Source organism: Pseudomonas sp. H1_G08 (genome assembly GCF_054681355.1).
The window spans coordinates 3358130-3383301 of record NZ_CP162822.1; the positions used below are offsets into that span (position 1 = coordinate 3358130).

The 25172-nt window shown below is 60.8% G+C and carries 18 protein-coding genes and 1 pseudogene; 18 read left to right on the forward strand and 1 reads right to left on the reverse strand.

Features of this window, described 5'->3' with window-relative positions:
* Positions 1-30: 30 nt before the first annotated feature.
* The 6 genes and pseudogenes from AB4N85_RS15255 to AB4N85_RS15280 all read left to right on the forward strand — a co-directional run bounded on the left by AB4N85_RS15255 (position 31) and on the right by AB4N85_RS15280 (position 7746).
* Positions 31-2619, forward strand: coding sequence for a TonB-dependent receptor (locus tag AB4N85_RS15255; RefSeq protein ID WP_460064909.1), 2589 nt, complete (start codon positions 31-33; stop codon positions 2617-2619).
* Between the two features lie 109 nt (positions 2620-2728).
* Positions 2729-3325 carry a biliverdin-producing heme oxygenase gene (locus AB4N85_RS15260; protein ID WP_280038992.1) on the forward strand — a complete coding sequence of 199 codons (597 nt, stop codon included), beginning with the start codon at positions 2729-2731 and terminating at the stop codon, positions 3323-3325.
* Between the two features lie 162 nt (positions 3326-3487).
* Positions 3488-3898, forward strand: coding sequence for a YbaN family protein (locus AB4N85_RS15265; RefSeq protein WP_110602508.1), 411 nt, complete (start codon positions 3488-3490; stop codon positions 3896-3898).
* Positions 3899-4339: 441 nt separating this feature from the next.
* A pseudogene (locus AB4N85_RS15270) lies at positions 4340-5347 on the forward strand (methyl-accepting chemotaxis protein); the annotation flags it as partial.
* Between the two features lie 102 nt (positions 5348-5449).
* Positions 5450-6205, forward strand: coding sequence for a methyl-accepting chemotaxis protein (locus tag AB4N85_RS15275; protein ID WP_371699605.1), 756 nt, complete (start codon positions 5450-5452; stop codon positions 6203-6205).
* Positions 6206-6396: 191 nt separating this feature from the next.
* Positions 6397-7746 (forward strand): CoA transferase, encoded by a 1350-nt coding sequence (locus AB4N85_RS15280; RefSeq protein ID WP_252868151.1) that lies wholly within the window; start codon positions 6397-6399, stop codon positions 7744-7746.
* Between the two features lie 587 nt (positions 7747-8333).
* Here the strand turns inward: AB4N85_RS15280 and arcD (AB4N85_RS15285) are convergent.
* Positions 8334-9761 (reverse strand): arginine-ornithine antiporter, encoded by a 1428-nt coding sequence (gene arcD / locus AB4N85_RS15285; protein ID WP_252868152.1) that lies wholly within the window; start codon positions 9759-9761, stop codon positions 8334-8336.
* A gap of 437 nt (positions 9762-10198) precedes the next feature.
* Between arcD (AB4N85_RS15285) and arcD (AB4N85_RS15290) the strand changes: the two genes are divergently transcribed.
* From arcD (AB4N85_RS15290) to AB4N85_RS15345, 12 genes are all read left to right on the forward strand, one after another.
* A complete protein-coding gene (gene arcD, locus AB4N85_RS15290) occupies positions 10199-11626 on the forward strand; it encodes an arginine-ornithine antiporter (protein WP_016773517.1) in 1428 nt (475 codons plus the stop codon).
* Positions 11627-11661: 35 nt separating this feature from the next.
* Positions 11662-12918: an arginine deiminase gene (arcA, locus tag AB4N85_RS15295; protein ID WP_016773516.1), complete on the forward strand. Its 1257-nt coding sequence runs from the start codon at positions 11662-11664 to the stop codon at positions 12916-12918.
* A 68-nt stretch (positions 12919-12986) separates the two neighbouring features.
* Positions 12987-13997: an ornithine carbamoyltransferase gene (locus AB4N85_RS15300; protein WP_041479782.1), complete on the forward strand. Its 1011-nt coding sequence runs from the start codon at positions 12987-12989 to the stop codon at positions 13995-13997.
* Between the two features lie 191 nt (positions 13998-14188).
* Entirely contained in the window at positions 14189-15118 is a 930-nt protein-coding gene (gene arcC, locus AB4N85_RS15305; RefSeq protein WP_056787936.1) for a carbamate kinase, read from the forward strand.
* A gap of 62 nt (positions 15119-15180) precedes the next feature.
* Positions 15181-15543: a DUF5064 family protein gene (locus tag AB4N85_RS15310; RefSeq protein WP_041479784.1), complete on the forward strand. Its 363-nt coding sequence runs from the start codon at positions 15181-15183 to the stop codon at positions 15541-15543.
* Positions 15544-15789: 246 nt separating this feature from the next.
* A complete protein-coding gene (locus AB4N85_RS15315; RefSeq protein WP_095181474.1) occupies positions 15790-17298 on the forward strand; it encodes a sigma-54-dependent transcriptional regulator in 1509 nt (502 codons plus the stop codon).
* A 438-nt stretch (positions 17299-17736) separates the two neighbouring features.
* Complete coding sequence (gene gcvH, locus AB4N85_RS15320; RefSeq protein ID WP_150741947.1) at positions 17737-18120, forward strand: glycine cleavage system protein GcvH; 384 nt, start codon at positions 17737-17739, stop codon at positions 18118-18120.
* Positions 18121-18131: 11 nt separating this feature from the next.
* Positions 18132-20984 (forward strand): aminomethyl-transferring glycine dehydrogenase, encoded by a 2853-nt coding sequence (gene gcvP, locus AB4N85_RS15325; protein ID WP_252868153.1) that lies wholly within the window; start codon positions 18132-18134, stop codon positions 20982-20984.
* A gap of 202 nt (positions 20985-21186) precedes the next feature.
* Positions 21187-22563 (forward strand): L-serine ammonia-lyase, encoded by a 1377-nt coding sequence (locus AB4N85_RS15330; RefSeq protein WP_252868154.1) that lies wholly within the window; start codon positions 21187-21189, stop codon positions 22561-22563.
* A gap of 110 nt (positions 22564-22673) precedes the next feature.
* Complete coding sequence (gcvT, locus tag AB4N85_RS15335) at positions 22674-23798, forward strand: glycine cleavage system aminomethyltransferase GcvT (RefSeq protein ID WP_056787925.1); 1125 nt, start codon at positions 22674-22676, stop codon at positions 23796-23798.
* 403 nt (positions 23799-24201) lie between these two features.
* Positions 24202-24414 (forward strand): cold-shock protein, encoded by a 213-nt coding sequence (locus AB4N85_RS15340; RefSeq protein ID WP_003227496.1) that lies wholly within the window; start codon positions 24202-24204, stop codon positions 24412-24414.
* A gap of 97 nt (positions 24415-24511) precedes the next feature.
* Entirely contained in the window at positions 24512-25000 is a 489-nt protein-coding gene (locus AB4N85_RS15345; RefSeq protein ID WP_016773510.1) for an RDD family protein, read from the forward strand.
* Positions 25001-25172: the final 172 nt, after the last annotated feature.

The window sequence follows — 25172 nt, forward strand, 5'->3', positions numbered from 1 at the left end:
TAAAGATTCGTGCGACACGGAGCGCTATCGATGTCCTCACGCCTTACCCGCCAGACTTCCTCCCCTTCCCGCGTGCTGTCGCTGCTGACTGCGGCCATCCTCATGGCTGGCACCGCACCGCTGCTCGCCGCCGCCGCCGAGCAACCGACACGCAACATGGGCGATTACGCCTTCGCCATCGGCCAGCAACCGCTGGTTTCGGCACTGAATGCCTTTACCGCCGTGACCGGTTGGCAGGTCGGCTTGCCGGCCGAGTTGGGGCAGAACGTCTCGTCGCCGGGCGTGCGCGGTTCGCTGCCGCCGGAGAAAGCCCTCGAGCGCTTGTTGGTGGGGACCAACCTGATCTTTCGCAAACTGAGCAACAACAATGTCGTGCTGGAAAAACGCAGCGGCAGCGGCACGCTCAATCTCGATCAGGTGACCATCAGCGCCACTCGCCAGGAACAGTCGGTCAACAGCGTGCCTTCGACGGTCAGCGTGCATGATCGCCAAGCGCTTGACCGCAACAACGTCAACACCATCAAGGATCTGGTGCGCTACGAGCCGGGCGTTTCCGTTGGCGGTGCCGGCCAGCGTGGCGGCATCAGCGGCTACAACATTCGCGGTATCGACGGCGACCGCATCCTGACTCAAGTCGATGGCGTGGAAATCCCCAACGGCTTCTTCAACGGCCCCTACGCCAAGAGCCAGCGCAACTACGTCGACCCGGAAATCGTCAAGCGTGTGGAAATTCTGCGCGGCCCGGCCTCGGTGCTGTACGGCAGCAACGCCATCGGCGGCGCGGTCAGTTACTACACGCTGGACGCCGACGACATCATCAAACCGGGCAAGGACGTCGGCGCGCGCCTGAAAAGCGGTTACAGCTCCGCTGATGACAGCTGGCTGAAATCCGCCACCGTCGCTGGCCGCAGTGGTGAGTTCGACGGTCTGCTGCATTACAGCCAACGCGACGGTCATGAAACCGAATCCTTTGGCAGCCACAACGGCACCGGTCTGGAACGCACCGCCGCCAACCCGGAAGACGTGCGCGCAACCAACGTTCTGGCCAAGCTCGGCTGGAACTACAACGACGATTCGCGCCTGGGCCTGACCTACGAAAAGTACAAGGATGATCGCGACACCGATCAGAAAAGCGCCTACGGCGGCCCGTATGCCAATGGTGCGCCGACCATCCCGAGCAGCATCCTGCCCGGCGGCATGTACCAGTGGCGCACCGGCAACGACACCATCACCCGCGAGCGTTTCGGCATCGAACACGCGTTCGCCCTCGACAGCCTGCTGGCCGATAACGCCAAGTGGAGCCTCAATCACCAGATCGCCAAGACCGACCAGAGCACCGAAGAGTTGTACTACCCGATCACCCGTAAAGTGCAGCGTACCCGCGACACGATCTACGAAGAAAAACAGTGGGTGTTCGACGCGCAACTGGACAAGGCTTTCGCCATCGGTGACACCGATCACCTGCTGACTTACGGCACCACGATCAAACAGCAGAAAGTCACCGGCTCACGCAGCGGCGACGGCACCTGTGTAGCCGTCGGTCGCGGCTGCACGGCGATTGGCGCGACGAGTCCGGCGGACGTACTGGCCAAGGCCTCTGATTTCCCCGATCCGACCATCAACACCTACAGCCTGTTTGCTCAGGATCAGATCAGCTGGAACGACTGGACCTTCCTGCCGGGCCTGCGCTACGACTACACCCAGCTCAAGCCGCACATCACCGAGGAATTCCTCAACACCGTGAATGCCGACGGCCAGGGCACGGTCAGCGACAAGAACAAGACCTGGCACAAAGTCTCGCCGAAATTCGGCCTGACCTACGCGTTGACGGAAAACTACACCTGGTACGGCCAGTACGCCGAAGGCTTCCGCACGCCCACGGCAAAATCGCTGTACGGGCGTTTCGAGAACAACACGACCGGCTACACCGTAGCGCCCAACTCCGACCTCGAGCCGGAAAAGAGCAAAGGCTTCGAAACCGGCCTGCGCGGGAATTTCGAGCAGGGTTCGTTCGACGTCGCAGTGTTCTATAACAAGTACCGCGACTTCATCAACGAGGACGCGGTCAAGCCGGGCGACGATCAGTTGACCTTCCAGAGCAACAACATCAAGCGCGCCACCATCAAGGGCGCGGAAGTCAAAGGTCGCTTGAACCTGGATGCGCTGGGCGCGCCGCAAGGCCTGTATACCCAAGGCTCGATCGCCTACGCCTACGGTCGCAACAACGACAGCGGCGAGCCGATCAACAGCGTCAATCCGCTCACCGGCGTGTTCGGTCTCGGTTACGACCAGGACAACTATGGCGGTTTGCTGAGCTGGACCGTGGTGAAGAAAAAGGACCGCGTCGACGACAGCAACTTCAAGTCGCCGGACGGCGTCAGCAGCCAGTTCAAGACCCCGGGCTTCGGCATTCTCGATCTGGCCGGCTATTACAAGGTGACCGACGACGTCACCGTCAGCGGCGGCGTCTACAACCTGACCGACAAGAAATACTGGCTATGGGATGACGTGCGCGGTTACGACAGCGTCGGCGAAGCCTCGGTGACGCAACCGGCCAACCTCGATCGCCTGACCCAACCGGGACGCAACTTCGCGATCAACCTGATCTGGGACATCTGATCCGCCCGGCCTCACTGCGCGTGTTCGCGCCGCGCAGTGAGGTTTTTTTACTGTCCGGCGTCCGCCCGTACGTCTTGTTATCAAGCGCCTCATTTATCAAGGACACCCCATGACTGCCTCGGAAAAAACCTTGCGTTCGCAACGCCTGAACCAGATCACCCACGAGCCGCACAGCAAACTCGATGCGCTGGTCAAAGCCCACGCGCCGTTCGAAACCCGCGCCAGCTTCGCCCGTTTCGTCGTCGCGCAATACCTGTTCCAGGCGGAACTGGTGGAGCTGTACAACGATGCCGAACTGACCGCGATCGTCCCGGATCTGCCGGCCCGTTGCCGCGCCGAAGCGGCCAGGGCTGACCTTGCCGACCTCGACACCGAGGTTCCGGCCCCGGTGGCCGGCGCGCTGAAAAACCCGAGCAAGGCGCGGGCGCTGGGCTGGATCTTTGTTTCCGAGGGTTCCAAGCTCGGCGCGGCGTTTTTGATCAAGCGTGCGGTGGCACTGGAACTGAGCGAAACCTTTGGTGCCCGGCATTTGGCTGAACCGCAAGGTGGCCGCGCCGAGGGCTGGAAAAGCTTCGTACGCACCCTCGATGCGTTGCCGTTCACCGCTGAGGAAGAGGCTGAAGTGGAGCAAGGTGCGCTGGATGCATTCAACCGCTTTACCGTGCTGCTGGAACGGGCTTATGCCATAGAAGCCGAAGTGGCCTGAAGCAACTCTTATCACTTGTGGGAGCGAGCCTGCTCGCGAAGACGGCAGCACATTCAACATCAATGTGCCTGATCAACCGCTTTCGCGAGCAGGCTCGCTCCCACAGAGCTCACCACAAATCTGTAAGATCCCCGTTCCGCTTCAGAAGCCGCCGCTGAGCCCATGCCCGCACCCGCCCCATCAAAACTCGCCCGTCTGCTGTTCGGCCTGCTGGCCTATGTCAGCCTCGGCATTGGCCTTGTCGCCATCGTCGTGCCCGGTCTGCCGACCACCGAGTTCATCCTCCTTGCCGCGTGGGCCGCGACCCGCAGTTCGCCGCGCCTGAGTGCCTGGCTGGAAAATCACCGCCTGTTCGGGCCGATCCTCAGTAACTGGCGCAACGGCAGGATCATCGCGCGCAAGGCCAAAGTCAGTGCCACCGTCAGCATGCTGCTGTGTGCGACGTTGATGCTGGTGATGCTCGATCACGGCTGGCCGATCTATCTGGCGATTGCCGGCATGGGCCTGGGCAACCTGTGGATCTGGTCGCGCCCGGAGACGCCCGTCGCGGTAGTGAAACATCCCTGCAATTAAAGCCTTTTCAGCACTTTCCCCTGCGCAAACGTTTAGCAGCGACCGTCCGTCGGCAAGCGCCTCATGCCGTTTCGCTTAACGCCGATGAGGATTGAATGGCGCTGAATGGATTTGGCAAACCGGGCTTCAGGCCCAGCCACCTGTTTATTCCATTCGCGAGATCGCCCCATGTTCGACTCTCTTTCCATTCGCCTGAAAATCGTCCTGCTCTCCGGCCTTTGCCTGCTCGGAGTGGTGGTGCTGATTGTCAGCATGAACATCTACCAGACCAACCAGAACGACGCGCTGGTCAGTCAATCCAGCAACCAGTTGCTCACCGCCAGCGTGCAGAACCTGCTGCAGGCCAAGGCCGCCGAGCAAGCGGTGCGGGTGCAGAAAACCTTTGGTGAAAGCCTGCTGGTGGTTACCGCCCTCGCCGACCAGATCAAGGATCTGCGGACGATGGCGGCCAAGCGTTCGCTCGAAGCCGGCGCTGTTCGTGAAGAGTTGAACCAGAGCCTGAAAACCGCTTTCGAGCGCAACGATAAAGTCCTCGGTATCTGGCTGGCCTTCGAACCCAACGGCCTCGACGGCAAGGACAGCGAATTCGCCAACGATGCCGCGCGGCAGTCCAACGAAGCCGGGCGCTTCGCCTCGTACTGGAGCCGTGCCGCCGGCGCCGCGCTGAATACGATCATGGTCGAGGACGACTTGACCAAGACCACCCTCAGCGTCAGCGGCACGCCGTACAACAGTTGGTACACCTGCCCTCGCGACAACAAACGCACCTGCCTGCTTGACCCGTATGCCGACACGGTCGGTGGCAAGGAAATGCTCATGACGACCATTTCCGTGCCGCTGCTGGTGGATGGCAAAGCGATCGGCGTGGTTGGTGTCGACATTGCGCTCGACGCCCTGCAAGCCGCCGCCGTCGACTCGCAGCGCAGCCTGTTCAACAACGCCGGGCACATGCTGATCGTCTCCGGCAGCGGCGTACTGGCGGCCGACAGTGCCGACGCGACGCGAGTGGGCAAAAAAATCAGCGACACCCTCGGCGCTGACGGCAAGGATGTATTGCAACTGGTCGGCAGCGGCACGGCAAAAATTCTCCAACAGGGCGAGCTGATTCGCGCGGTTTACCCGGTCGACCCGATCGGCAATTCGCGCGCCTGGGGCGTGGTCATCGACCTGCCCGAGCACGTGCTGCTGGCCGACTCGGTGAAACTTCAAGCGGTGCTGGATGACGCGCAACAAACCGGCGTCATCACTGCCCTGCTGGTGGCGGGCGTGGCCGGTCTGGTCGGCCTGCTGCTGATCTGGCTCACCGCCTCCGGCGTCACCCGTCCGATCAACAGCGTTGCTGAGATGCTGAAGAACATCGCCAGCGGCGAAGGCGATCTGACCCAGCGCCTGAACTACAGCAAGAAAGATGAACTGGGCGAACTGGTGAACTGGTTCAACCGCTTCCTCGACAAGCTGCAACCGACCATCGCGCAGATCAAACAGAGCATCACCGAAGCGCGCGGCACGGCCGATCAGTCGTCGGAAATTGCCCGCCAGACCAGCGAAGGCATGCAGGTGCAGTTCCGCGAAATCGATCAGGTCGCCACCGCCTCCAACGAAATGAGCGCCACTGCCCACGACGTCGCCAACAGTGCCTCGAACGCGGCAAACGCCGCCAAGGGTGCCGATCAGTCGGCGAAGGACGGCATGGCGATCATCGAGCGCAGCACCCGCGACATCAATCAACTGGCCGATGAGGTGAGCAAAGCAGTGACCGAGGTCGAAGCGCTGGCAGTGAACAGCGAGCAGATCGGCTCGGTGCTGGAAGTGATTCGCAGCATCGCCGAACAGACCAACCTGCTGGCCCTCAACGCTGCCATCGAAGCCGCCCGCGCCGGCGAAAGCGGTCGCGGTTTTGCCGTGGTCGCCGATGAGGTGCGCAACCTGGCCAAGCGCACGCAGGATTCGGTGGAGGAAATCCGCATCGTTATCGAGCGCATCCAGACCGGTACCCGTGGCGTGGTCGCGACCATGCACTCGAGCCAGACCCAGGCGCACAACAATGCCGGGCAGATTCGTCAGGCCGTTGATGCGCTGGGCAAGATCAGCGACGCGGTGACGGTGATCAGCGACATGAACCTGCAGATCGCCAGTGCCGCCGAAGAGCAAAGCGCAGTGGCCGAAGAGGTCAACCGCAACGTCTCGGCGATCCGCACCGTCACCGAAACCCTGACCGAGCAGGCTACCGAATCGGCAGCGATCAGCAGCCAGCTCAACAGCCTGGCTAGCCAGCAGATGAAATTGATGGATCAGTTCCGCGTGTAACAATCCAGCATAAATCCCTGTGGGAGCGAGCCTGCTCGCGAAGCGGTCGTCATATCCAACATCCGTGTTGACTGACACGACGCCTTCGCGAGCAGGCTCGCTCCCACTGGGGAAACGGGTTCACATCCTGGTTTCATCTAAACCGCGATTCTTTTGCACTATCATCGCCCTCTCGTTCCGGAGGGCCTTCGATGACTGATCTGCTCACGTCCATCCAAACCGCACTCGATTTGCCTCACACGCCAATACCCTTCACCGGTGACGGCGCGCTGCCCTCGGCGTTCGCCGTCACTGAACTGGCCTGCGCCAGCATCGCCGCTGCCGGCCAAGCGCTCAGCGAATTGCTTCACCCGCAAACCGGGCACTTGCCTGCGGTTGCAGTCGACCGACGCCTGGCCTCGTTCTGGTTCTCCACCTCGCTTCGCCCGATCGGCTGGCAGGTGCCGCCGTTATGGGACGCGATCGCCGGCGACTATGCGACCCGGGACGGCTGGATCCGTCTGCACACCAACGCCCCGCATCACCGCGCCGCCGCTGAACGCATCCTCGGTGCCTGCGCCGACCGCGCCGCAATGGCGGCGAAAGTCGCGCAATGGGACAGTGCGGATCTGGAACAAGCAGTGGTCGACGCCAAGGGCTGCGCCGCCGAGATGCGCAGTTGCGCGCAGTGGCAGCAGCATCCGCAAGGGCTGGCGGTGAATGCCGAAGCGCTGGTGCAATTCAGCGAGCAGACGGACGAGAAACGCACCGCCTGGCAAGGCTCGATCGCACGACCGCTGGCCGGGATCAAGGTGCTCGACCTGACCCGCGTGCTCGCCGGTCCCAGCGCCAGCCGCTTTCTCGCAGGGCTCGGCGCAAACGTGCTGCGCATCGATCCACCGAGCTGGAACGAACCCGGCGTCGTTCCGGAAATGACTGTCGGCAAGCGCTGTGCGCGGCTGGATCTGCAAGTGCCAGCGGATCGCGCAGTGTTCGAAGGTTTATTGCAAGACGCCGACATCTTGCTCCACGGCTATCGCGCCGATGCGCTGGAACATCTGGGGTTTGGTATTGAACGCCGAAGGCAACTGGCACCGGGGCTGATCGACGTCTGCCTCAATGCCTACGGCTGGAGCGGCCCCTGGCAGAACCGCCGGGGCTTCGACAGCCTGGTGCAGATGAGCAGCGGCATTGCCGAGGCCGGACAGCATTGGAGGCACAGCGATAAACCGACGCCGCTGCCGGTGCAGGCGCTGGATCATGCGACCGGGTATCTGATGGCGGCGAGTGCGATCAGATTGCTGACTGAACGACTGGCCAGCGGTCGCGGGGGTTCGGCGCGGTTGTCGCTAGCGCGTACGGCGAAGCTGTTGCTTGAGCATGGGCCGGGGATGCTTGACCCACTGCGGGCTGAAGACGCACTGGATCAGGATCCGGCGATTGAACACACCGCGTGGGGACCGGCGCGGAGGTTGCGCGTGCCGCTGCAGATCAGCGGGACGGCGATGCGGTGGAATTGGCCGGCGACGGAGTTGGGCTCGCATCCTCCGTGTTGGCCATGAGAAGCCCCTCACCCTAGCCCTCTCCCAGAGGGAGAGGGGACTGATTGGGGGATATTGGAGAGTTACGCCGACGTGCAAGATTTTCGTCGAATCCATAATCGACTCGACCGCTCAGGTCGATGTATAGCGCCAGACACCTCGGTCGGTCCCCTCTCCCAGAGGGAGAGGGGACTGATTGGGGGATATTGGAGAGTTACGCCGACGTGAAAGATTTTCGTCGAATCCATAATCAACTCGATCGCTCAGGTCGACGTATAGCGCCAGACACCTCGGTCGGTCCCCTCTCCCAGAGGGAGAGGGGACTGATTGGGGGATATTGGAGAGTTACGCCGACGTGAAAGATTTTCGTCGAATCCATAATCAACTCGATCGCTCAGGTCGATGTACAGCGCCAGACACCTCGGTCGGTCCCCTCTCCTAGAGGGAGAGGGGACTGATTGGGGGATATTGGACAGTTACGCCGACGTGCAAGATTTTCGTCGAATCCATAATCAACTCGATCGCTCAGGTCGACGTATAGCGCCAGACACCTCGGTCGGTCCCCTCTCCCTCTGGGAGAGGGCTAGGGTGAGGGGCTGCTTTTCAGATCACAACGACAACACCCCGGTATACAACCCATACGCCGCCAGCCCCGCCCCGATCACCACGCAAGCAAAAATCCCCTTTTCCACCGTAGTGAAAACCGGTTGCCCCTGTTCACGCTTGGCCTTGGCAAACAGGATCACCCCCGGCGCATACAGCAGCGCCGACAGCAGCAGATACCTCACCCCACCGGCATACAACAGCCACACCGCGTAAACCAGGGCGATGCCGCCAATCAGCAGATCCTTGGTACGTTCCGCCGAGGCGTGTTCGTAGGTTTCGCCGCGCCCGCTGAGCAGCACCGCGTAGGCCGCCGACCATAAATAGGGCACCAGAATCATCGACGAGGCCAGGTAAATCAGACTGGTGTAAGTGCCCGCCGAGAACAATGTGATCAGCAGGAAAATCTGGATCATCACATTGGTCAGCCACAGCGCGTTGACCGGCACGTGGTTCTTGTTTTCCTTCTTCAGGAACGCCGGCATGGTTTTGTCTTTGGCCGTGGCGAAGAGGATTTCCGCGCACAGCAAGGCCCATGACAACAACGCGCCCAACAGCGAAATCGCCAGCCCGACGCTGATCAGCAACGCGCCCCACGGCCCGACGATGTGCTCGAGCACCGCTGCCAGCGAAGGGTTCTGCAGATTGGCCAGTTCCGGCTGGCTCATGATCCCCAGCGACAGCACGTTGACCAGCACCAGCAGCGCCAGCACGCCAAGAAACCCGATCACCGTGGCGCGGCCGACGTCGCTGCGTTTTTCTGCGCGAGCCGAATAGACGCTGGCGCCTTCGATGCCGATGAACACGAACACGGTGACCAGCATCATGTTGCGCACCTGATCCATCACCCCGCCGAAGTTCGGGTTGCTGCGGCCCCAGATGTCACGGGTGAAAATGTCAGCCTTGAATGCCACGGCAGCGATGACGATGAACATGATCAGCGGCACGACCTTGGCCACGGTGGTCAGCTGGTTGATCAGCGCCGCCTCCTTGATCCCGCGCATCACCAGAAAATGCACCGCCCACAACAGCAGCGAGGCGCAGCCGATGGCGATCGGCGTGTTGCCCTGGCCGAATACCGGGAAGAAATAACCGAGGGTGCTGAACAGCAACACAAAATAGCCGACGTTGCCCAGCCAGGCGCTGATCCAGTAACCCCACGCCGACGAAAAGCCCATGTAATCGCCGAACCCGGCCTTGGCGTAGGCGTAGACGCCCGAGTCCAGCTCCGGTTTGCGATTGGCCAGGGTCTGAAAGACGAAGGCCAGCGTCAGCATGCCGATTGCGGTGATGCCCCAGCCGATCAGGATCGCCCCGGCATCGGCGCGCGCCGCCATGTTTTGCGGCAACGAGAAAATCCCCCCGCCGATCATCGACCCCACCACCAGCGCGATCAACGCACCAAGGCGCAGCTTTTGCGTCGGTTGCGACATGCAGATCTCCTTGAAAGAGCCGTTGTTGTTTATTTGTAACAACAGCCGACTAAAAGCCTAAGGGTAGATGACGTTTATCAGGTAATGGCCAATTTCGCACCGTTATATATAGCCGACCACGATAACGCTTAGCACGTTAAGTCAGTTTTGTGCGCCAATCTTGATTATTCAATTCTGTACTGAAAACAGATGACGGACATTTGCCAAACGCGGAAAAGCAACTAGCGTCATAGTTCGAAAGCATTAATTGCTATTCCCAATTGCGTCAGCGAAACGGCTCTGGGACGGGCCTTCCAGAGCACAGTGTTATGCCCGCAACGGGTGGATAAGTCATTCATTAACAATGGAATGTGGCCATGCACTGATCCAAGTCAGCTATTCGAACAGACAACGGTACTAGGCTGTGAGCTCTCCTTTCCTGCAATGGAGTCATGCAAATGTCTGAAGCGCCCGGAAAACTAAGACTCGGTGCACTGGTTGCACTGGTAGTCGGTTCAATGATTGGCGGCGGGATATTTTCGTTGCCACAAAACATGGCCGCCAGCGCCGACGTCGGTGCAGTGCTGATCGGCTGGGCCATCACCGCAGTCGGCATGCTCACCCTCGCATTTGTCTTTCAGACCCTCGCCAATCGCAAGCCTGATCTGGACGGCGGAGTCTACGCCTACGCCAAGGCCGGATTCGGCGACTACATGGGTTTCTCATCGGCCTGGGGCTACTGGATCAGCGCCTGGCTGGGCAACGTCGGTTACTTCGTTCTGCTGTTCAGCACCCTCGGCTATTTCTTTCCGATCTTCGGCGAAGGCAATACCCCGGCGGCGGTGATCGGCGCGTCCTTGCTGCTGTGGGGCGTGCATTTTCTGGTGTTGCGCGGGATCAAGGAAGCGGCGTTCATCAACCTGGTGACCACCGTCGCCAAGGTCGTGCCGCTGCTGCTGTTCGTGTTGATCGCAGTCTTCGCGTTCAGACTGGACATCTTCACCGCCGACATCTGGGGCGTGAAAAACCCCGATCTGGGCAGTGTGATGAACCAGGTGCGCAACATGATGCTGGTCACCGTCTGGGTGTTCATCGGTATCGAAGGCGCGAGCATCTTCTCCGCCCGCGCCGAGAAACGCTCGGATGTCGGCAAGGCCACCGTGATCGGCTTCATCACCGTGCTGCTGTTTCTGGTGCTGGTGAACGTGCTGTCGCTGGGCATCATGACCCAGCCGGAACTGGCGAAACTGCAGAACCCGTCGATGGCCGCCGTGCTTGAGCATGTGGTTGGTCACTGGGGTGCGGTGCTGATCAGCGTCGGCTTGATCATCTCGCTGCTCGGTGCGCTGCTGTCGTGGGTGCTGCTGTGTGCGGAGATCATGTTCGCCGCCGCCAAAGACCACACCATGCCGGAGTTTCTGCGCAAGGAAAACGCCAACCATGTGCCGGTCAACGCCCTGTGGCTGACCAACGCGATGGTGCAGGTGTTCCTGATCATCACCCTGTTCTCGGCCAGCACTTACCTGTCACTGATCTACCTCGCCACTTCGATGATTCTGGTGCCCTACCTGTGGTCGGCGGCCTATGCCCTGCTGCTGGCGGTGCGCGGCGAGAGCTACGAAGGCTTTGCCGCCGAGCGGCGCAAGGATCTGATCATCGGCGGTATCGCCCTGATCTATGCGGTGTGGTTGTTGTACGCCGGCGGGGTCAAGTACCTGCTGCTGTCGGCCCTGCTCTACGCGCCCGGCGCGATCCTGTTCGCCAAGGCCAAGCTGGAACTCAAACAACCGGTTTTCACCAACGTCGAGAAGCTGATTTTCGCCGCAGTGGTCGTGGGTGCCGTGGTGGCGGCCTATGGTCTCTACGATGGCTTCCTGACGCTGTAACCCCTGATTGAATTGTCATCTGGAGGAACACAGAAATGACCACGGAAAAAGTGAAGTACGGCGTCCACTCCGAAGCCGGGAAACTGCGTAAAGTCATGGTTTGCTCCCCAGGTCTGGCCCATCAGCGGCTGACCCCGAACAACTGCGATGAACTGCTGTTCGATGACGTGCTGTGGGTGGCGCAGGCCAAGCGCGATCACTTCGACTTCGTCACCAAGATGCGCGAGCGCGGCATCGACGTGGTGGAAATGCACAACCTGCTGACCGACATCGTTGCCATCCCCGAAGCGCTGGACTGGATTCTTGAGCGCAAAGTCACTGCCGACTCGGTGGGCCTGGGCCTGATCAGCGAAGTGAAATCCTGGCTGAAAAGCCTCGAGCCACGCCACATCGCCGAATTCCTGATTGGCGGCGTCTCGGCCGATGATCTGCCGGACAGCTTCGGTGGCAAGACCATCCAGATGTTCCGCGACTTCCTCGGCCACTCCAGCTTCATCCTGCCGCCGCTGCCCAACACCCAGTTCACCCGCGATACCACCTGCTGGATCTACGGTGGCGTGACGCTGAACCCGATGTACTGGCCGGCGCGCCGTCAGGAAACCCTGCTGACCACCGCCATCTATAAATTCCATCCGCAATTCACCAACGCCGAATTCGAGATCTGGTACGGCGACCCGGACAAGGACCACGGCAACTCCACCCTTGAGGGCGGCGACGTCATGCCGATCGGCAACGGCGTGGTGCTGATCGGCATGGGCGAGCGTTCATCGCGGCAGGCCATCGGCCAACTGGCGCTGAACCTGTTCAACAACAAAGCGGTGGAAAAAGTCATCGTCGCCGGCCTGCCGAAATCCCGCGCGGCAATGCACCTGGACACCGTGTTCAGCTTCTGCGACCGCGATCTGGTGACGATCTTCCCGGAAGTGGTCAACCAGATCGTCGCCTTCACCCTGCGTCCTGACGAAAGCAAACAGGGCGGCATCGACATCCGCCGCGAAGAAGGCAGCTTCCTCGACACCGTCGCTGCAGCGCTCAATCTGCCGAAACTGCGCGTGGTGGAAACCGGCGGCAACAGCTTCGCCGCCGAACGCGAGCAATGGGACGACGGCAACAACGTGGTGGCAATGGAACCAGGCGTGGTCATCGGCTACGACCGCAACACCTACACCAACACTCTGCTGCGCAAGGCTGGCGTGGAGGTCATCACCATCAGCGCCGGCGAACTCGGCCGAGGCCGTGGCGGCGGCCACTGCATGACCTGCCCGATCATCCGCGACCCGATCGACTACTAATCTTTGAGCCTTCGCCGCGACTTATCGAGCGCGGCCAAGGGGATAACCGAAACCCAAGGAGATCCATCATGGCTTTTAACATTCACAACCGTAACCTGCTCAGCCTGGAACACCACACCCCACGTGAGCTGCGTTACCTGCTCGACCTGTCCCGTGATCTGAAACGCGCGAAATACACCGGCACCGAGCAACAACACCTGAAGGGCAACAACATCGCCCTGATTTTCGAGAAAACTTCGACCCGCACCCGTTGCGCCTTCGAAGTGGCGGCCTATGACCAAGGCGCAAACGTCACTTACATCGACCCGAACTCCTCGCAGATCGGCCACAAGGAAAGCATGAAGGACACCGCCCGCGTGCTCGGGCGCATGTATGACGCCATCGAGTACCGTGGCTTCAAACAGGAAATCGTCGAGGAGCTGGCCAAGTTCGCCGGCGTGCCGGTGTTCAACGGCCTGACCGATGAATATCACCCGACCCAGATGATCGCCGACGTGCTGACCATGCGTGAGCACGCCGACAAGCCGATCCATGAAATCAGCTACGCCTACCTGGGCGACGCGCGCAACAACATGGGTAACTCGCTGCTGCTGATCGGCGCCAAACTGGGCATGGACGTGCGCATCTGCGCGCCGAAAGCGCTGTGGCCGTTGGACGATCTGGTCGCGCGCTGCAAAAAATACGGCGAGGAAAGTGGCGCACGCATCACCCTCACCGAAGATCCGAAAGAAGCGGTCAAGGGCGTGGACTTCATTCACACCGATGTCTGGGTATCGATGGGTGAACCGGTGGAAGCCTGGGCCGAGCGCATTCAGCAACTGCTGCCGTATCAGGTCAACGCCGAGCTGATGAAGGCCACCGGCAACCCGCGTACCAAGTTCATGCACTGCCTGCCGGCGTTCCACAACAGCGACACCAAGGTCGGCAAACAGATCGCCGAACAATATCCGCACCTGAAAAACGGTATTGAAGTGACCGACGACGTGTTCGAGTCGCCGGCCTGCATCGCCTTCGAGCAAGCGGAAAACCGCATGCACACGATCAAGGCGATTCTGGTCTCGACCCTGGCTGATCTCTGACGCCACAGCGCTCCCACTGAAGGAACCGGAAACCCAATGTGGGAGCGAGCCTGCTCGCGAAAGCGGTGGGTCATTCAACAGCGATGTCGACTGATCTGACGCGTTCGCGAGCAGGCTCGCTCCCACAGGGATATCGGTTCCAGCAGGGAGATCGAATCGTTTGTCATTCCTCTGCTTAGAAGGATTGCACCATGCGTATCGTCGTAGCTCTGGGCGGTAACGCCCTGCTCCGCCGTGGTGAGCCGATGACCGCTGACAACCAGCGCGCCAACATCCGCATCGCCACCGAGCAAATCGCCAAGATCCATCCCGGCAACCAACTGGTCATCGCCCACGGCAATGGCCCGCAAGTCGGCCTGCTGTCGCTGCAAGCGGCGGCCTACACCTCTGTCACCCCATACCCGCTGGACGTGCTCGGTGCCGAAACCGAAGGCATGATCGGCTACATCATCGAACAGGAACTGGGCAACCTGCTCGACTTCGAAGTGCCGTTCGCCACCCTGCTGACCCAGGTTGAAGTCGATGCCAACGACCCGGCTTTCAAGAAGCCGAGCAAGCCGATCGGCCCGGTCTACGAGAAAGCCGAAGCGGAAAAACTCGCCGCCGAGAAAGGCTGGGCAATTGCCCCGGATGGCGACAAATTCCGCCGCGTCGTAGCCAGTCCAAGGCCGAAACGGATCTTCGAAATCCGCCCGATCAAGTGGCTGCTGGACAAGGGCAGCATCGTCATTTGCGCTGGTGGCGGCGGCATTCCGACCATGTATGACGAAAACCGTAACCTCAAGGGTATCGAGGCGGTGATCGACAAGGATCTGTGCTCGTCGTTGCTCGCCGAGCAACTGGAAGCCGACCTGCTGGTGATCGCCACCGACGTCAACGCAGCGTTCATCGACTACGGCAAGCCGACGCAGAAAGCCATCGCCGAAGCCCACCCCGACGAACTCGAACGCCTTGGTTTCGCCGCCGGCTCGATGGGGCCGAAGGTGCAGGCAGCCTGCGAATTCGCGCGCCATACTGGCAAGGTCGCGGTGATCGGTTCGCTGGCCGATATCGAAGCCATCGTCCAGGGCACCGCCGGTACGCGGGTCAGCACGGCGAAGCCGGGGATCAGCTACCGATAACAATAAACGCCGGGGCAGGCTCAAGGCCTGCTCCGCTTCCATGCCTTGAAAGGAGTAGCTCAATGGCCCAGTTCGAACCCGGTCATCTGCACATCGAGCGGCACGCGTTGACCGACGATGACGTCAATTACAACGTGCATCTGGACTATGAAGTGTTCACCGACCCGCAGAAAGGCAAGGGGATTCAGTTCACCCTGCACGGCAGCATGCAGGGCAAGGACATGAAGGAGGCGTTTTTCCTGCCCAAGGAAGAGGCCTACAACTTCGCCCGCGATGTCACGCGGATCGCCGAGAAGTACGGCATACCCAAGACCCACAGCCAGATCGGCTCGGTGCACAAGCATTACGATCTGATGTTTGAAGACATTCGGCAGAAGTTGAATATGCAGTCGGGGGATCCGGTGAACCTCGAGCATTTCGAATAAAAATCAAAAGCCCCTCACCCTAGCCCTCTCCCGGAGGGAGAGGGGACTGATTGGGGGATGCTGCAGCATTGCGTCGGCCTGATCCTGCATCACTGAATCCATAATCGCCCGGTACTTTCAGGTCGATGCATAACCCCAGACACCTCGGTCGGCTCCCTCTCCCTCCGGGAGAGGGCTGGGGTGAGGGGGCTTTTGATTTAAGGCATACTTGCCTCCCTCCGCACTACAGATCACTGAACCGCCCCCATGCGTATCCACGTCAGCTTCATCGACCGCGTCGGCATCACCCAGGAAGTCCTGGCTATCCTCGGTGGGCGCAATCTCAATCTGGATGCGGTGGAGATGATCCCGCCGAACGTCTACATCGACGCGCCGACCCTCAGCCCGCAAGTGCTCGAAGAACTCAAAGACGCGCTGTTTCGCGTGCTCGGCGTGGAAGCGGTGACCGTGGTCGATATCCTGCCGGGCCAGCGTCGGCACTTGCAGCTCGATGCTTTGCTCGCGGCGATGACTGACCCGGTGCTGGCCCTCGACAGCGCCGGCAAGGTGCTGCTGGCCAACCCGGCGCTGATTGCCCTGTACGGTCGCGAACCGGCCGGCGAAAGCGTCTCGGCGCTGTTCAACGATCCCGGTCTGCTCGACACGCTGCTGGAAAACGGCTTTCGCCTGCCGCTGCGCGAGATCACCGTCAACGGCCAGACCCTGTTGCTCGACGCCACGCCGATCACCGACGCTGGCGCCCTGCTGACCCTGTATCAACCAAATCGCATCGGCGAACAACTCTCGGCGCTGCACCACGACCACGCCGAAGGCTTCGACGCGCTGCTCGGCGAGTCTCCGGCGATCCGCACGCTCAAGGCCCGTGCGCAACGGGTCGCCGCCCTTGATGCACCGCTGTTGATCCAGGGCGAGACCGGCACCGGTAAAGAACTGGTGGCCCGCGCCTGTCACGCGATCAGTGCGCGGCACAGCGCTCCGTTTCTTGCACTCAACTGCGCAGCGCTGCCGGAAAACCTCGCCGAGAGCGAACTGTTCGGCTACGCCCCCGGCGCCTTCACTGGCGCGGCGCGTGGCGGTAAGCCGGGGCTGATGGAACTGGCCAACCAGGGCACGGTGTTTCTCGATGAGATCGGCGAGATGTCGCCGTACTTGCAGGCCAAACTCCTGCGTTTTCTCAACGACGGCAGCTTCCGCCGCGTCGGTGGTGATCGTGAAGTGAAGGTCAACGTACGCATCCTCAGCGCGACCCACCGCGATCTGGAAAAAATGGTCAGCGAAGGCCTGTTCCGCGAAGACCTGTTCTATCGCCTCAACGTGCTCAACGTCGAAGTGCCGCCGCTGCGTGAACGCGGTCAGGACATCCTGCTGCTGGCGCGCTACTTCATGCAGCAGGCCTGTGCGCAGATCCAGCGCCCGGTCTGCCGCCTGGCGCCCGGCACTTATCCGGCGCTGCTCGGCAATCGCTGGCCGGGCAACGTGCGGCAACTGCAGAACGTGATTTTCCGCGCGGCAGCGATTTGCGAGAGCAGCCTGGTCGATATCGGCGACCTCGACATCGCCGGCACCTCCGTCGCGCGCCAGACCGACACTGAGGTGGAAAGTCTCGAACAAGCGGTCGAATCGTTCGAAAGAGCGCTGCTGGAAAAGCTTTACGTCAGCTATCCCTCGACCCGGCAACTGGCGAGCCGCTTGCAAACCTCGCATACCGCCATCGCCCATCGATTGCGCAAATACGGCATTCCCAATAAACCCTGATTCACCACCGATCCCCTGTAGGAGCTGCCGAAGGCTGCGATCTTTTGACTTTGTTTTTTAGAGATCAAGGTCAAAAGATCGCAGCCTTCGGCAGCTCCTACAGTCCTTGTTTTCAATTCAGGAATGATATCGCCACGCTGAAAACGACCTCCACCTGTACCGAAAGCGCTACAGCGGAACGATATCGCTACAGTCGCCTGTGACCAGCGCTGCGCAACGCTTTGATCCCGTTCAGCTTTTCTCCCCGCCCCAAGCTGTAGCGATTTCGCTACAGGCGCAACCTGCCGACACCCACCTAAAAACTCCAAGCCATTGATTTATATAGATAAACAAACCTTGGCCGCATTCTTGCTACCTGCCTCCTCATCTATTAAGGGCTTCCCCGCCCCAAGCTTTCCACCGCGTCCACCAGACGAGTCTGGCCCCTGAGGAGTTTCCATGAGCGAGTTGCGTTTTACTGAAGATCACGAATGGCTGCGCACCGAAGCCGACGGCAGTGTCACTGTCGGCATCACCGCATTCGCGCAGAACGCCTTGGGCGACGTGGTGTTCGTGCAACTGCCTGAGCTGCAGGCTTACGAAAAAGGCGCTGAAGCCGCCACCGTGGAATCGGTGAAAGCCGCCAGCGGCGTGTACATGCCGCTCGATGGCGACGTGCTGGAAGTCAACCCGGCGCTGGAAAACGCCCCGGAACTGGTCAACGAAGATCCGCTGGGCGAAGGCTGGTTCTTCCGCTTCCAGCCAAGCGACGCCGCCGCTGTCGGCGAACTGCTCGATCAGGACGCCTATGACCGCCTGATCAAAGCCCAAGCCGAAGCCTGAGGAATTACCCCATGACCGCCATCAATCTCGGCACCGCCAACGAATTCATCGCCCGTCACATCGGCCCGCGCGCCGGTGACGAGCAAGCCATGCTCAACAGCCTCGGCTTCGATTCCCTCGAAGCGCTGAGCGCCAGCGTCATCCCGGAAAGCATCAAGGGCACCAGCGTGCTGGGCATGGATGACGGCCTCAGCGAAGCCGACGCCCTGGCGATGATCAAATCCATCGCTGGCAAGAATCAGCTGTTCAAGACCTACATCGGCCAAGGCTACTACAACTGCCACACGCCTTCGCCGATCCTGCGCAACCTGCTGGAAAACCCGGCCTGGTACACCGCTTACACCCCGTACCAGCCAGAAATTTCCCAGGGCCGTCTCGAAGCGCTGCTGAACTTCCAGACCATGATCAGCGACCTCACCGGCCTGCCGATCGCCAACGCCTCGCTGCTCGACGAAGCCACCGCCGCTGCCGAAGCCATGACCTTCTGCAAACGCCTGAGCAAGAACAAGGGCAGCCACCAGTTCTTCGCCTCGATCCACAGCCATCCACAGACCCTCGACGTGCTGCGCACCCGTGCCGAGCCGCTCGGTATTGACGTGGTCGTGGGCGATGAGCGCGAACTGACTGACGTCACGCCGTTCTTCGGCGCGCTGCTGCAATACCCGGCGAGCAACGGTGATGTGTTCGACTACCGCGAACTGACCGAGCGCTTCCACGCCGCCAACGCTCTGGTGGCCGTGGCCGCTGACCTGCTCGCCCTGACCCTGCTCACCGCACCGGGCGAATTCGGTGCCGACGTCGCCATCGGTTCGGCGCAACGCTTCGGCGTGCCGCTGGGCTTCGGTGGCCCGCACGCTGCTTACTTCTCCACCAAGGATGCGTTCAAGCGCGACATGCCGGGCCGTCTGGTCGGCGTCTCGGTTGACCGTTTCGGCAAGCCGGCCCTGCGTCTGGCGATGCAGACCCGCGAGCAACACATCCGCCGCGAAAAGGCCACGTCGAACATCTGCACCGCGCAAGTGCTGCTGGCCAACATCGCCAGCATGTACGCCGTGTACCACGGCCCGAAAGGTCTGACGCAGATCGCCAACCGCGTGCATCACCTGACCGCCATTCTGGCCGAGGGCCTGACCGCTCTCGGCGCTAAAGTTGAACAAGCCAGTTTCTTCGACACCCTGACCATCGCTACCGGCGCAGACACCGCTGCGCTGCACGACAAGGCGCACACTCAGCAGATCAACCTGCGCGTGATCGACTCCGAACGTCTGGGCCTGTCGGTCGACGAAACCACCACGCAGGCTGATATCGAAACCCTGTGGGGCCTGTTCGCTGACGGCAAGACCCTGCCGGACTTCGCTGCGCTGGCCGCCTCGGTGCAGAGCACCATCCCCGCTGCGCTGGTGCGCCAGTCGCCGATCCTCAGCCACCCGGTGTTCAACCGTTACCACTCGGAAACCGAGCTGATGCGCTACCTGCGCAAACTGGCGGACAAGGACCTGGCACTGGATCGCACCATGATTCCACTGGGCTCGTGCACCATGAAACTCAACGCCGCCAGTGAAATGATCCCGGTGACCTGGGCCGAATTCGGTGCGCTGCACCCGTTCGCCCCGGCCGCACAAAGCGCCGGTTACCAGCAACTGACCGATGAGCTGGAAGCGATGCTCTGCGCCGCCACCGGTTACGACTCGATCTCGCTGCAACCGAACGCCGGTTCGCAAGGTGAATACGCAGGTCTCCTGGCGATCCGCGCCTACCACCAGAGCCGTGGCGACGAGCGCCGCGACATTTGCCTGATCCCGTCGTCGGCCCATGGCACCAACCCGGCCACCGCGCAAATGGCTGGTATGCGTGTGGTCGTCACCGCGTGCGATGCCCGTGGCAACGTCGACATTGAAGACCTGCGCGCCAAAGCCATCGCGCACCGCGAACATCTCGCCGCGCTGATGATCACCTACCCGTCGACCCATGGCGTGTTCGAAGAAGGCATCCGCGAAATCTGCGCGATCATTCACGACAACGGCGGCCAGGTGTATATCGACGGCGCCAACATGAACGCCATGGTCGGCCTCTGCGCACCGGGCAAGTTCGGCGGCGACGTTTCGCACCTGAACCTGCACAAAACCTTCTGCATCCCGCACGGCGGTGGCGGCCCGGGCGTTGGCCCGATCGGCGTCAAGTCGCACCTGACCCCGTTCCTGCCGGGCCACGGCCAGATGGAACGCAAGGAAGGCGCGGTCTGCGCGGCACCGTTCGGCAGCGCAAGTATTTTGCCGATCACCTGGATGTACATCCGCATGATGGGTGGCGCCGGTCTCAAACGCGCTTCGCAGCTGGCGATCCTCAATGCCAACTACATTTCCCGCCGCCTCGAAGAGCATTACCCAGTGCTGTACACCGGCAGCAACGGCCTGGTGGCGCACGAGTGCATCCTCGATCTGCGTCCACTCAAAGACAGCAGCGGCATCAGCGTCGATGACGTCGCCAAGCGCCTGATCGACTTCGGCTTCCATGCGCCGACCATGTCGTTCCCGGTCGCCGGCACATTGATGATCGAGCCGACCGAAAGCGAATCCAAGGAAGAACTGGACCGCTTCTGCGATGCCATGATCCGCATCCGCGAGGAAATACGCGCAGTGGAAAACGGCACGCTGGACAAGGAAGACAACCCGCTGAAAAACGCCCCGCACACCGCAGCGGAACTGGTCGGCGAATGGACCCACCCGTACAGCCGTGAGCAAGCCGTTTACCCGGTCGCGTCGCTGATCGAAGGCAAATACTGGCCGCCGGTCGGCCGTGTCGACAACGTCTTCGGCGATCGCAACCTGGTCTGTGCCTGCCCGTCGATCGAAAGCTACGCTTAATGGAATGAAGGGGCGGGTCACCTGTCCCTGTCTCCAGAACGCCACAAATCCCTGTGGGAGCTGGCTTGCCAGCGATGAGGGTGGATCAGTCTGCATATCTGTTGCCTGACACTCCGCCATCGCTGGCAAGCCAGCTCCCACATGGAACGCATCAAGCCTTACGCTTCGCCAATCCCCATAACAAGAAACCGGAGAACCACTCATGTCGTTAAGCGTGTTCGACCTGTTCAAGATTGGCATCGGTCCCTCCAGTTCCCACACCGTCGGCCCGATGCGCGCCGCTGCGCGCTTCGCCGAAGGTTTGCGCCGTGAAAACCTGTTGACCAGCACCGCCAGCGTGCGGGTCGAGCTGTACGGTTCGCTCGGTGCTACCGGCAAAGGTCACGGCAGCGATAAAGCCGTGCTGCTCGGCCTTGAAGGCGAGCACCCGGACACAGTCGACACCGAAACCGTCGCCGCGCGCCTGCAGGAAATTCGCGGCAACGCCCGCTTGAACCTGCTCGGCGAACACTGCATTGCGTTCAACGAGAAAGAACATCTGGCAATGATCCGCAAACCGTTGGCCTATCACCCCAACGGCATGATCTTTCGCGCCTTCGATGCGGCGGGGATTCAGATCCGCAGTCGCGAGTACTACTCGGTTGGCGGTGGTTTTGTTGTCGATGAAGATGCGGCCGGTGCCGATCGCATCGTCGAAGATGCAACGCCACTGACCTTCCCTTTCAAAAGCGCCAAGGACTTGCTCGGTCATTGCGCTACGTACGGGCTGTCGATCAGCCAGGTGATGCTGACCAATGAAAGCGCCTGGCGCCCGGAAGCCGAAACCCGTGCCGGCCTGCTGAAAATCTGGCAGGTGATGCAGGACTGCGTCGCTGCTGGCTGTCGTAACGAAGGTATCTTGCCGGGCGGTTTGAAGGTCAAACGCCGGGCGGCGGCGCTGCATCGGCAATTGTGCAAGAACCCGGAATCGGCCCTGCGCGATCCGTTGTCGGTGCTCGACTGGGTCAATCTTTATGCACTGGCGGTCAACGAAGAAAACGCCAATGGCGGACGCGTGGTCACTGCGCCCACCAATGGCGCGGCGGGGATCATTCCGGCGGTGCTGCATTACTACATGCGTTTTATCCCCGGGGCGAATGACGACGGTGTCGTGCGTTTTCTGCTGACCGCTGCCGCAATCGGCATTCTTTACAAGGAAAACGCTTCGATCTCCGGCGCCGAAGTCGGTTGTCAGGGTGAAGTCGGTGTGGCCTGTTCAATGGCGGCCGGCGCTCTGTGCGAAGTGCTCGGCGGCAGCGTGCAACAAGTCGAGAACGCCGCGGAAATCGGCATGGAACACAACCTAGGCCTGACCTGCGACCCGATCGGCGGCCTGGTACAAGTCCCGTGCATCGAGCGCAATGCGATGGGTTCGGTGAAAGCCATCAATGCCGTGCGCATGGCCATGCGTGGCGACGGCCAGCATTTCGTCTCCCTCGACAAAGTCATTCGCACCATGCGCCAGACCGGCGCCGACATGAAAAGCAAATACAAGGAAACCGCCCGCGGCGGCCTGGCGGTCAACATTATCGAATGCTGATTACGAACTCAGCCAAACGTAACTAGCTCCCTCTCCCTCCGGGAGAGGGCTGGGGTGAGGGGCTCTTGATCTTGCCTCTCACCCGCAACCCAAATTCAAAGGAGCCACGCATGTCCACCGAACAACTCTCGAAAACCCCGCTGCACGCACTGCACCTCGAACTCGGCGCGCGCATGGTGCCGTTCGCCGGCTACGACATGCCCGTGCAATACCCGCTCGGAGTGATGAAAGAACATCAGCACACCCGTGAGCAAGCCGGGCTGTTCGACGTCTCGCACATGGGCCAGATTCGTCTGACCGGTGCCAATGCGGCCAAAGCCCTGGAAACCCTGGTGCCGGTGGACATCATCGACCTGCCGGTGGGCATGCAGCGTTATGCGATGTTCACCAACGAAAGCGGCGGCATCCTCGATGACCTGATGGTTGCCAATCTGGGCAATGACGAGTTGTTCCTGGTGGTCAACGCCGCGTGCAAGGATCAGGATCTCGCGCATCTGCAAAAACACATCGGCGATCAGTGCACCATTACGGCGCTGTTCGAAGAGCGCGCCCTGCTCGCCCTGCAAGGTCCGGCAGCCGTCACGGTGCTGGCGCGTCTTGCGCCGGACGTGACGAAGATGACCTTCATGCAGTTCAACCGTGTGTCGTTGCTGGGCGTGGACTGCTTTGTCAGCCGTTCGGGCTACACCGGTGAAGACGGTTTCGAAATCTCTGTACCGGCCGCCGACGCGGAAAAACTCGCCCGCGCCCTGCTCGCCGAACCAGAGGTCCAAGCCATCGGCCTCGGCGCCCGTGATTCGCTGCGTCTGGAAGCCGGCCTGTGCCTGTACGGCCATGACATGAACACCGAAACCACGCCGATCGAAGCCAGCCTGCTTTGGGCGATCTCCAAGCCCCGCCGCGCCGATGGCGCGCGGGCCGGCGGTTTCCCGGGCGCCGAGCAGATCTTCGCGCAGCAACAGAACGGCGTCGCACGCAAACGCGTCGGCCTGCTGCCACAGGAGCGTACCCCGGTGCGTGAAGGCGCAGAGATCGTCAACGAGGCCGGCGAGATCATCGGCAGCGTCTGCAGCGGCGGCTTTGGTCCGACCTTGGGCGGCCCATTGGCGATGGGTTACCTCGACAGCGCCTACGTCACGCTCGATACACCTGTGTGGGCCATCGTCCGTGGGAAAAAGGTGCAAATGCTTGTAAGCAAAATGCCATTTGTTCCACAACGCTACTATCGCGGTTGATCGACTGTTTCTATAAGTAACGCGATTGCGTTATGCGTGCACTAATGTGTAACGCAATCGCCATAAAACAGTGCGTTTTTTAACATCTTTTTCGGATATGAACGTCGCTTATAACGTTTGCTGAAAATACAACCAGGCAATCGTCTAAGACTCAACTAGTTAACTGACGAACTGCCATGAAGAGCAGTAAAACCGGGGTCTTCGCAGGGCTTGTTTTTTCTCCCGTAGTTGGCGTAGAGTTTGTCCACTGTGTTTGCATGGGTCAGCTTGGAATCGTGACCTGGGCAGTAGCCTACAAGTTAGCTACATCCCGCTCGACGTCTTCTTACTCCTTGCAACCAGCTCCAGTACTCTTTCATGTGAAAGGGGCTGTCATCAATTTATGCGTCAAAGGAAATAAGAAATGTCCACACGTCAGAGCGGTACCGTCAAGTGGTTTAACGACGAGAAAGGTTTTGGTTTTATCACTCCAGAAAGCGGTCCGGATCTGTTCGTACATTTCCGCGCCATTCAGGGCAACGGCTTCAAGAGCCTGAAAGAAGGCCAGAAGGTGACTTTCGTTGCCGTGCAAGGCCAGAAAGGCATGCAGGCTGACGAAGTACAAGCAGAAGCCTGATCTTCTGATACGAAAAAGCCCCTGATATTGATATCAGGGGCTTTTTTGTGCGCGCTTATCCGTAAAATGGCGCTTCCATTCGCGTCCCGAGGCTGCCATGTCGAAACACCTGCTCACGCCGCAAGGGGACTTTCCTCCCGTTGCTCTCGGTCGTCGTCTGGCGGCGATGTTCTACGACTTCCTGCTGTGCACCGCCCTGCTGATCGTCACCGGATTCATCTATAAGTTGATCCAGGCGGCGATCATTGGCGAAGAGCGTCTGCGAGTGATGACCGACGCCGGCCAGCTGGATGGTGATCCGCTCTACTCCACGGTGCTGCTGTTGGTATTGTTCGGCTTCTTCGCCAAGTTCTGGACCCACGGCGGGCAGACACTGGGCATGCAGGTGTGGGGGATCCGCGTGCAGAACGCCAACGGCACAGCGATCAGCCTGTGGCAGGCGCTGCTGCGCTTTATGGTGTCGATCGCGTCGTGGTTGTGTATCGGGCTGGGGTTCTTCTGGTCGCTGTTCGACAAGCAGAAACGCACCTGGCATGACATCTATTCGGATACGCGTGTGGTGCGGATCCCGAAGAAGAGCAAATAATTTCCATGCTCAAGAGTCGGCCTGTGGTGAGGGGATTTATCCCCGTCCGGCTGCGTAGTAGTCGTAAAGGAGCCCACGCGGTATCCCTGATATGCCGCGGTGTTTGATTTAGGGCGGCTTCGCCACCCAACGGGGATAAATCCCCTCACCACAGGGCTCACTCATACAAGGG